Raw genomic sequence first — 9,159 nt, 5'->3', positions numbered from 1 at the left:
TAATAACATAGTTATTAAAGGTTTTTACCATAATAAAAACATAAAAAAATAAATTTCGGCAAAAAAATTAATTTATAATTCTTATATGTTTGACTTTATAGGAAATAGAATACAAAAATCAATTGAAAAAATGAATAAAAAGACATTAATCAAAGAAGAAGATGTTTTAGAAATTATTCGTGAAGTAAAATTGTCACTACTTGAAGCCGATGTTAACTTAGAAGTTGTTAAAGAATTTACAAAAGAAGTTAAAGCAAAAATTCTTGAAAGTGGAAAAATTGGTAATCTTGATGCGCAACAAACTGTTATTAAGATTTTCCAAGAAGAACTTGTAAGAATTTTAGGAACAAAAACAGTAAATCTTAAATTTGAAAATAAACCCACAAAAATTATGATGATTGGATTACAAGGAAGTGGGAAAACAACAACAACTGCAAAATTGGCAACATACTTAAGAAAGAAAAAATTTACACAAAATCCTTTAATGGTAGGAGCTGATATTTATCGTCCTGCCGCAAGAGATCAGCTAAAAACTCTTGCAAAACAAATTAATACTGATTTTTACACAAATAGTATTGATAATGCGCTTGAAATTGTTAAAGAATCACTGGAAGTGGCTAAGGAAAATCAAAATGACTTAGTCCTAATCGATACTGCTGGGCGACTTGCAATTGATGAAGAATTAATGAATGAATTAGTACAAATTAAAAAATATACTAAACCTGACTATATTTTTCTAGTTATTGATGCCATGTCAGGACAAGATATTATCAATGTTGCAAAAACATTTAATGAACACTTAAATTTAAGTGGGACAATTATCACTAAACTAGATTCGGACACTCGTGGTGGTGGAGCACTTTCAATCACTCACCTGTTAAAATTACCAATCCTTTTCATTGGTACCGGTGAGAAAATTTCAGCAATTGAAACATTCCATCCTGACAGAATGGCAAAAAGAATTCTGGGAATGGGAGATCTTGTAAGTCTTGTTGAAAGCGCTTCAGAAAACATTGATGAAAGTAAAGCTAAAAAACTTGGACAAAGATTTATAAGTGGTCAATTTAGTCTAGATGATTTAATGGAAACCATGAATCAAATGCGTAAACTCGGAAAAATGACTAAGATAATAAAAATGATTCCGGGCCTAGGAAATAAAATTAATGAAGAGCAAATTGAAAAAGCTGAAGAAAAATTCAATGTTTACCGAATTTTAATTAGTTCAATGACTAAAAAAGAACGTAAAAACCCTAAACTTTTAAAAGATCCTTCACGTAAAGAAAGAGTTATTAAAGGTTCAGGAAGAAGTGCTAGAGAGTTTAACTTACTACTTACTGAATACGAAAGAATGGCTAAACAAATGAAAGAAATGTCTAATGGACACGGTGGTGGTTTAAGTTCATTAATGAAAAGCAGTGGTTTATTCTAAAAATAATTTAAAAGTTAACAAGGTTCATCTTGTTAACTTTTTTATTATTCAATTTCAATACCAAGTTTTGATTTTAAGTCATCAAACTCAAGAATTTCTGTTTCCAAAGCTCTTGCCTTAGCTAATTTTGAACCAGGGTTCTGACCAACAATTAAATAGTTGGTGTTTTTAGAAACTGCAGAAGCAATTTTTGCACCACGCGAAATTAATTCTTTTTCTAAAGTTTTTCGTGAAAAATTAAAAGTTCCAGTTATAACAAAAACCAAATTAGAAAGCTCAAGTGATTTTTGATTAGATTGATGTTTTAAATTTAAATCTAAGTCTAATAAGTCCTTAACCATTTCTTGATTTTCTTTAATTGCTACAAACTCTTTTAATGAGTCTATGGTTTTTTCACTAAAACCATCATAATCAGCCAGTAAATTAAAATCGTATTCTAAAAAATTACTAAATGTTTCAATCTTGCTAGCTAAAAAATATGCTGCTTTTTCTCCAATATGTTTGATTGAAATTCCAAACAATAATCCAGCTAATCCATTTTGTTTTGATGCTTCAATATTTTCTAGAATTTTATCGATTTTCTTTTCTTTAAAACCTTCAAATTGCATAATTTCATTGCGATATTCTTTTAAATAATAAAAATCTTTGTATGATTTGACATAATTATTATTAAATAAGAATGTTACTATTTTTTCTCCCAGTGTGTCGATATTCATCGCTGGTTTGGAAACAAAATGAATTAATTTTTTAAGTAAAACTTCTGGACAATTAGGATTTTGACAATATTGATCAATTGCAGTTTCAGAGTCAACTAAGCTTGAAAAACATTTTGGACATTGAGTTGCACGATTATATAAAGTAGAAGTTTTATTTTTAACAGTACCAATAACTTTTGGAATAATTTCACCAGCTTTTTTAATATAAACTAAATCGTTAATATCAATATTTAACTTCTTAATATAATCATAATTATGAAGTGTTGCAGCACTAATTGTTGAACCACCTAAAAATACTGGTTCCAGTTCAGCATTATAGGTAATAATTCCTGTTCTTCCAACGGTTGGAAAAATGCTTTTTACTAAAGTTACTGCTGTGTCGGGTTCATATTTAAAAGCAATTGCCCAACGCGGAAATTTTTGTGTTTGTCCTAATAAATCATAATATTTAATTTCATTAAGTTTAATTACAACTCCATCAGTTTCATAGTCAAGAGTTTTTTTAAGAGTTTTAAAATCATTAATTCAAGTAAAAATTTCTTCAATGTTTAAAACTTTTTTTCCTTCTTTTGTAACTGGGAAATTATTTTCAGCCAAGAAAGATCTAATTTCTTCAATTGAGTGAAGATTATGTCTTTGAGCATCAGTAATTCAGTAACAATATACTGAAAGATTTCGCTTTTGCGTCATTTCAGGATTTAATTGACGTAAAGTTCCACTCGCTCCATTCCGTGGATTTACCAGTGGTTTTTTACCTTCATTTTGTAATTGAATATTAATTTTTTCAAATTCAGAAAGTTTTAAGTAAATTTCACCTCTAATTTCAATATCTTCAAAATAATTAATATTAAGAGGTATTTCGTTATTTACTAAGATGTTATGAGTTACATCTTCACCAACGGTTCCATCTCCACGTGTTAAAGCTTGAACAAGCTTACCGTTTTTATAGTGTAAAGCAATTGAAAGACCATCGATTTTAGGTTCAATATAAAATGTAGGTATAAATTTAAGCTTTTCAATATTTTCTATTCATTTTAGTACTTCAGCTTTTTCATATGCTTTTTGTAAAGAAAGCATTTTTTCTTTATGAACAACTTTTTGAAAAACACTAGATGCTTGAGCACCAATGTTATTAGTTGGCGAATTTTTTAGCTCTTGTTCTGTAAATAAATCTTTGTATTCTTCTTCAAGTTGTTTTAAACGAACCAACTCTTTATCATAAATTGCATCCTCAACTAAAGGTTCATCTTTATCAAAATAAGCCTGATTTCAGGCTTTAATTTGATTTTGTAATTCGATTATTTCTTGCTTTTTATTTTTCATATTACACCTTGATAAATGAGTTTAATCATCATAAAGGTAACTGGAATGATTCAACTTGGAATAAAATTACCATTGCAGTTAATCCCATCATTAATAAAACACCTAGCATGTCACTGAATTTAGGTTTTAAGATTCTGTAATGTGTTCTTTTTGCATATGGATCATATCCACGGACAGTCATCGCATCACTTAAATCATTAGCTTTAGCGAATGAACTAACGAATAAAGGAACAATCAATGTAACGAATGCTTTAACTTTGTCACTTCCTTTTCCGTTTTTAAAGTCAACTCCTCTTGATGATTGTGCTTTCATAATTCTTGTTGCTTCGTCTAATAATGTTGGGATAAAACGCAAAGCAATATTAATTATCATGGTAATAATTTCACTCGGAAACTTTAAAAACTTCAACGGATACAATAAGTCGTTAATTGCTTTAGTTAATAAAACTGGTTTAGTTGTAAATGTAAGAATTGTAGTTGATAAAATAACTCCATATATTCTTACAGTAATACTTGTTGCTCGCATTACCGAAAAATAAGTTATTTGTACCACACCTGCAGGACCAAAGGGTGCTCAGTATGTTGTATTAATGATTGTTAAATCTCGATGTATCACAAAAGCATCAATGTTCTTTTCACCATTTAAAGGAATGAAATTATCAGTCGCTCCTTTAATTGTAAAAATATTTACTAAAAATAAAAATATTCCAATATAAATAGGGAGACGAATTTTTTTAATCAAAGAGCGAAAAGAACGTGTTGCTAATAAATAAATTATTGCAATAACAAAAATTAAAATTCCTAATGTTACAAAATGATCAATAACAAAAAATAAAACAATAAATAAAATGTTAGCAATGAATTTCAGTCTTGGGTCCATTTTATGAATTATTGTATCTAAATTGACATACTTACCAATAATTGCGTTCATTATACCCCCTTGTTTTGTTTTCAGTTATTAATTTGTTCAGCTAGCTGATTAATATCAGTAACTTTGCCGATTTTTACACCACGTGCTTTTAATTTGTTTACAAATGTTAGCAATTGTGTCGCTCTTAATTTATTTTCAATTAAACATTGTTCATCATTTAATACTTCATAAGTTTCACCATCGCGAATAATTTCACCATTTTTAAATAAAATACAACGCTTAGTTCAACGTAAAGCATTATCAAGGTCATGAGTTACGATAATAACTGTTTTGCCTTCTTCTTTATTTAAATTAGCGAACAATTGCAACATTTGTTCAACACCTGCTGGATCAAGTCCGGCAGTTGGTTCATCTAATATTAAATACTTAGGTTGCATTGCTAGAATTCCAGCAAGAGCAACACGACGTTTTTGACCACCACTTAAATTAAAAGGTGATCTTTGTAAATATGATTCAGGTAATCCTACCATTTTAATATATTTTTTAGCAAGTTTTTTTGCTTCTTCAACTGGAACACCCATTGAAACAGGTCCAAAAATAATATCCTTTTCAATTGTTGATTCAAAAAGTTGATATTCAGCAAATTGAAAAACAACTCCAACTTCTTTTCTTAAAGACTTAATATTTTTAATTTTTCTTTTAGTTTTTTCAACAACAATATCCATCTTTACAAGTTGAAGCTTATTTTTAGATTGATATCATTGCTTTTTATTAACATCAACATTACTAAAAGTAATTTTTCCAGAATCAGGAATAATTAGTGCATTTAAGTGTTCAATAAAAGTGGTTTTTCCACTTCCTGTATGACCAATTATGGAAATAATTTCGCCTTCTTTGATATCGACGCTGATATCTTTTAAAACTTGTATATGAGTTGGAAGTTTTTTATCAAATTCCTTGGAAATTTTTTCAACTTTTATCTGCATATCGCCTCGATTAGTTCTTCTTCATTATATGTTGGCTCAACACCGTCAACCATTTCACTTAATTTATAAATAAATGGTGAATCAATCTTTGCTATTTCAACAATTTCTTTATTATTTAAAATATCTTTTGGACTTCCTGAAGCAATTAACTTACCGCCGCTAAAAACAAAAAGTTCATCAGCTAAAATAGCTTCATCCATGTCATGAGTAACAGAAATCAGTGTTTTTTCAGTTGTTTTATGTAAATTATGAATTATTTCTAAAACTTCATGTTTTCCTTTTGGATCAAGCATCGAAGTTACTTCATCAAAAATAATAACATCAGGATCTAACGCAAGAGTTGAAGCAATTGCAACTCTTTGCTTTTGACCACCACTTAAATTTTGCGGTTCTCTATCCAAAGCATCAGACATCGAAACTAATTTAGTGTACTCTTCAATTTTTTCACGCATTTTTTCACGTGTGATCAATTTATTTTCTAACCCAAAAGCAATGTCATCCTCAACTGTAGCACCAATAAATTGGTTATCAGGATTTTGAAAAACAATTCCAATTTTATTTCTGATTTTTGACAAATTTTCTTTCGAGTATAAAATATCATCAATTCAAATTTGACCTTCAGTCGCTTTATATATCGCAGAAATTAATTTTGAAAGTGTGCTTTTTCCTGAACCGTTATGACCAAGAATCCCAATATAATGACCTTTTTTAATTTCTAAATTAATACCTTGGAGTGCATATGTTTCGCTATCGGGGTATTTATAATACAAGTCTTTTATTTTTATCATTTCATAATTATATAATACTTACTATTTTTAATAAGTATAAAGTACATATAGTAATGAAAAAAACTTATTAAAAAAACTTAAAATATTTTTGCTTTTTTTAATAAATAAAAAAATAAAAAGCACAAAAGCTTTTTGTTTTTTATATAAATTGTTTTATTTAGCTTTTCTTGCTAAAAATTCTTCAATAATTTCTGGTTTTAGTGTTCCTATATAAGGTAAATTACGCATTTTTTCTTCAAAATCAAATCCGAAACCAACAACAAATTCGTTTCCGACTAAAAATCCGCAATTATCAACCTCATAATTGTTAACTCTTCCTGATTTTTTATCTAATAAACTTAAAACTTTTAAGGATTTTGGATTTCTTTGGCTAAGCATAGCAATAACTTTTGAAATAGTTCTACCTGTATCAACAATATCTTCAACAATTAAAACGTCTTTATTTTCAATTTCATTAGCTAAATCTAAAACAACTTTAACACTTCCTGTTGTTTTTGTGCCACCTTCATAAGAAGATATTGTCATAAAATCCATAACAAAATCCACTTCAACACTTTTAATTAATTGTGCTAAAAAAGGAATTGAACCCTTTAGAATACCAACAATAATTAAATCCTTGGAATCTTTGTACTCTTCATTTACTCATTTTCCAAGTTCTGCAATTCTTGTTTCTAATTGTTCTTGGCTAAATAAAATTTTTTCAATTCTTTTATCCACGCTATCCCCCTTAAATTAATGATGAATATTTTTCAATAATTTCTTTAGCTTTTGCTAAAACTTCTTGTTCAGTTAAATTATTTGTGTCTATTACTTCATATTTTAAATTATATTTTTTTGCTAATTCTTCAAATGTTGCTAAATAGCTTTCATGTAATATTTTAAAATAGTCAATATTTTTTTCTCAATTATCGATTTCAGATTTTCTTCCCCTTTGAAAAATTCTTTTTTTGAATGTTTCAAAATTTATATCTAAAAATATTGCTAAATCAGGTAGCTCATGCTCAGTTATTAAATGTTCAAATAAAGCATCGTAAGCTTCTAAATATCTTTTTCCTTTTTGCATCAAATTAATCTTTGCAAAAATATAGTGTTCAAGACTGAAACGATCTAAAAATATATGATCCTTTTTAGGGTTTAACCCTTGAGCTTGATAGTCATCAATTACTTTATTAAATTTTGTTGAATGACTTTCAACAATATATGATTGAAACCCAATTGTTAAATCAGGTTTTTTTTCATAAAGTCATTTTAAAAAAGTGTTAAATACTTCATCGTCTTCGTCAAATTCAATTAACATCTTTGATGTTTTATACTCTTTGTGCAATTTTTCAGATAATGACGATTTACCTGAAGAAATCATTCCGCTTATTCCAATTATCATCTTCTTCTCCTTAATTTATTAGACTAATTTTAATATAAAAAATCGTTTCAAACTATAAAAAAAATTGCTTTTTTTTCGACACAAAAAAATGATATTTAAGACTGAAAAAGGTTTGGAATATTAAGTTTGAAAAACACTGTTTTTTTTACTGATTTTGCTGTTTTTTTGTAAATTAAAAACAGTCAATAGTAATTGACTGTTCAATAAAAATGACTAAGATATTTTTTTGATTATGATTGTGTATTTGTTAGGAGCTTCAACTTCAACTTCATCATGAACTTTTTTACCTAAACAAGCTTTTGCTAAAGGACTGTGGTTTGAAATTTTATTAGCAAAAGGATCAGCATCAAGTGAACCAACAACTTGGAATTTTTTTTCTTTTTTTGTTGATTTAACCATAACTGTAACAGTTGAACCAATAGTAACAACTGAGTTATTTCCACTTTCGTCAATTAGTTCATAATTATCTAAAATATGTTGCAATTCTTGAATACGTGCTTCGATTTGTGATTGTTTATCACGTGCTGCATCATACTCAGCATTTTCTGAAAGGTCCCCTTGTCCACGAGCTTCTTTAATTTCTTCAACAACTTGTGGTCTTGCAACATCTAAAAGATACTTAAGTTCATTTGTATAGCTATCTAAAAGTTCTTGTGTTAAAAATAATTTATTTTGATCTGTCATTGTTACTCCTTAATTTCTTGTTTTTTAGCTATTAAAATAAAATGTAGAGACTTTATTTTTTCTTTTTCGTAAGAATATTTATTATCTTCTAAAAAGTCAGTAATTTTTTTAACTTCTTTTTTATTGTATTTATTATAAACGAAAATACACATTCCCCTATCTTCTAAGTAGATTAAATTTTGTTTTAAGTCTTTAATTCCTTCTTCAGAATGAGGGTTTAAAAGTACAAGCATGTCTTGTTTTTTATCAAGAGCCGCTACTTTTATGGCATTTGGTGTTGTTTTTATTTCTCTTAAATTTTGATAGTCTTGATATGTAATTGTTGATTTTTCAGAATTCATTGCAATATTTAGTGCAAAATAATTATCAACTTTATCATCAATATAAGCGCTTTTAAATTTATTAATTAAATAAGAATTTACTACAAATGCTGTAAAAAATTTATTAGCCTTTGAATTTTTAGTTTTCTTTTCTAATTCAGTAAAAATTGTTGAAAAATTAGGATTTTGTTCACTTGCTTCTAAAAAGATTTTGTTTTCATTTTCAAGTTCATATTTTTCTTTTAATTTTTTAACTCTTTTACGAAAAACAATAAAACCAATAATACCAATAATCATCACAACAAAAAGCGAAATTAACAAACCTGTTTTTCAGGGTTGTCAATTTTGAATTTTTTCACTAATGCTATAGGCATAGCTAACGATTAAATTATTCTTCAAATTCTACTTCTTCCATAAATTCTTCGTGAATTTGTTGAATGATTTTTAACTCATCTTCTTCAAGAGGAGAAAGTGTTTCACGGTCTTTTTTGAAAGCGATACATTCATCATTGCTTAAATCTAATGCAACTAAATAATCATCACCATTTTCGCTATATTCATAAAGAACAAGCATTTCTTGCTCTTTATCTTCTAAGAAAACTTTAATTTTTCTGTTTGGGTCGTTTAAATTTATCTTCATATTATTAAATTTTACCTTTTT

At 27.6% G+C, this 9,159-nt stretch carries 10 protein-coding genes; 1 reads left to right on the top strand and 9 read right to left on the bottom strand.

The window, feature by feature from the left end; genetic code table 4:
- Positions 1-85 precede the first annotated feature (85 nt).
- Entirely contained in the window at positions 86-1,429 is a 1,344-nt protein-coding gene (gene ffh, locus JV175_RS02490; RefSeq protein WP_205499120.1) for a signal recognition particle protein, read from the top strand.
- 44 nt (positions 1,430-1,473) lie between these two features.
- Here ffh and ligA read toward each other — a convergent pair whose 3' ends face one another.
- The 9 genes from ligA to JV175_RS02445 all read right to left on the bottom strand — a co-directional run bounded on the left by ligA (position 1,474) and on the right by JV175_RS02445 (position 9,138).
- Positions 1,474-3,468, bottom strand: a complete 1,995-nt coding sequence (gene ligA, locus JV175_RS02485) for an NAD-dependent DNA ligase LigA (RefSeq protein WP_205499118.1) — start codon at positions 3,466-3,468, stop codon at positions 1,474-1,476.
- Between the two features lies 1 nt (position 3,469).
- On the bottom strand, positions 3,470-4,399 hold the full coding sequence (locus JV175_RS02480) for an energy-coupling factor transporter transmembrane component T family protein (RefSeq protein ID WP_205499117.1): 930 nt from the start codon (positions 4,397-4,399) through the stop codon (positions 3,470-3,472).
- Positions 4,399-5,325, bottom strand: coding sequence for an energy-coupling factor transporter ATPase (locus JV175_RS02475; protein WP_205499107.1), 927 nt, complete (start codon positions 5,323-5,325; stop codon positions 4,399-4,401). Before JV175_RS02475 ends, JV175_RS02480 begins: the two co-directional genes overlap by 1 nt.
- Positions 5,316-6,113 carry an energy-coupling factor transporter ATPase gene (locus JV175_RS02470; RefSeq protein ID WP_205499094.1) on the bottom strand — a complete coding sequence of 266 codons (798 nt, stop codon included), beginning with the start codon at positions 6,111-6,113 and terminating at the stop codon, positions 5,316-5,318. The genes JV175_RS02475 and JV175_RS02470 overlap by 10 nt, the downstream gene beginning before the upstream one ends.
- Positions 6,114-6,266: 153 nt before the next feature.
- Positions 6,267-6,830 carry a hypoxanthine phosphoribosyltransferase gene (gene hpt, locus JV175_RS02465; protein ID WP_205499088.1) on the bottom strand — a complete coding sequence of 188 codons (564 nt, stop codon included), beginning with the start codon at positions 6,828-6,830 and terminating at the stop codon, positions 6,267-6,269.
- A gap of 10 nt (positions 6,831-6,840) precedes the next feature.
- Complete coding sequence (locus JV175_RS02460) at positions 6,841-7,494, bottom strand: deoxynucleoside kinase (protein WP_205499085.1); 654 nt, start codon at positions 7,492-7,494, stop codon at positions 6,841-6,843.
- Positions 7,495-7,707: 213 nt separating this feature from the next.
- Positions 7,708-8,178 carry a transcription elongation factor GreA gene (greA, locus tag JV175_RS02455; protein WP_205499073.1) on the bottom strand — a complete coding sequence of 157 codons (471 nt, stop codon included), beginning with the start codon at positions 8,176-8,178 and terminating at the stop codon, positions 7,708-7,710.
- Between the two features lie 2 nt (positions 8,179-8,180).
- On the bottom strand, positions 8,181-8,897 hold the full coding sequence (locus JV175_RS02450) for a BC85_0335 family putative methyltransferase (protein WP_205499071.1): 717 nt from the start codon (positions 8,895-8,897) through the stop codon (positions 8,181-8,183).
- Positions 8,887-9,138: a hypothetical protein gene (locus JV175_RS02445; protein WP_205499069.1), complete on the bottom strand. Its 252-nt coding sequence runs from the start codon at positions 9,136-9,138 to the stop codon at positions 8,887-8,889. Before JV175_RS02445 ends, JV175_RS02450 begins: the two co-directional genes overlap by 11 nt.
- Between the last annotated feature and the right edge of the window lie 21 nt (positions 9,139-9,159).

Source organism: [Mycoplasma] gypis (assembly GCF_016924775.1).
GTDB classification, from domain to species: Bacteria; Bacillota_I; Bacilli_A; order Mycoplasmatales; family Metamycoplasmataceae; genus Metamycoplasma; species Metamycoplasma gypis.
Note: the sequence above shows the minus strand (reverse complement) of the source record. Positions and strands in the feature narration are given on the sequence as shown.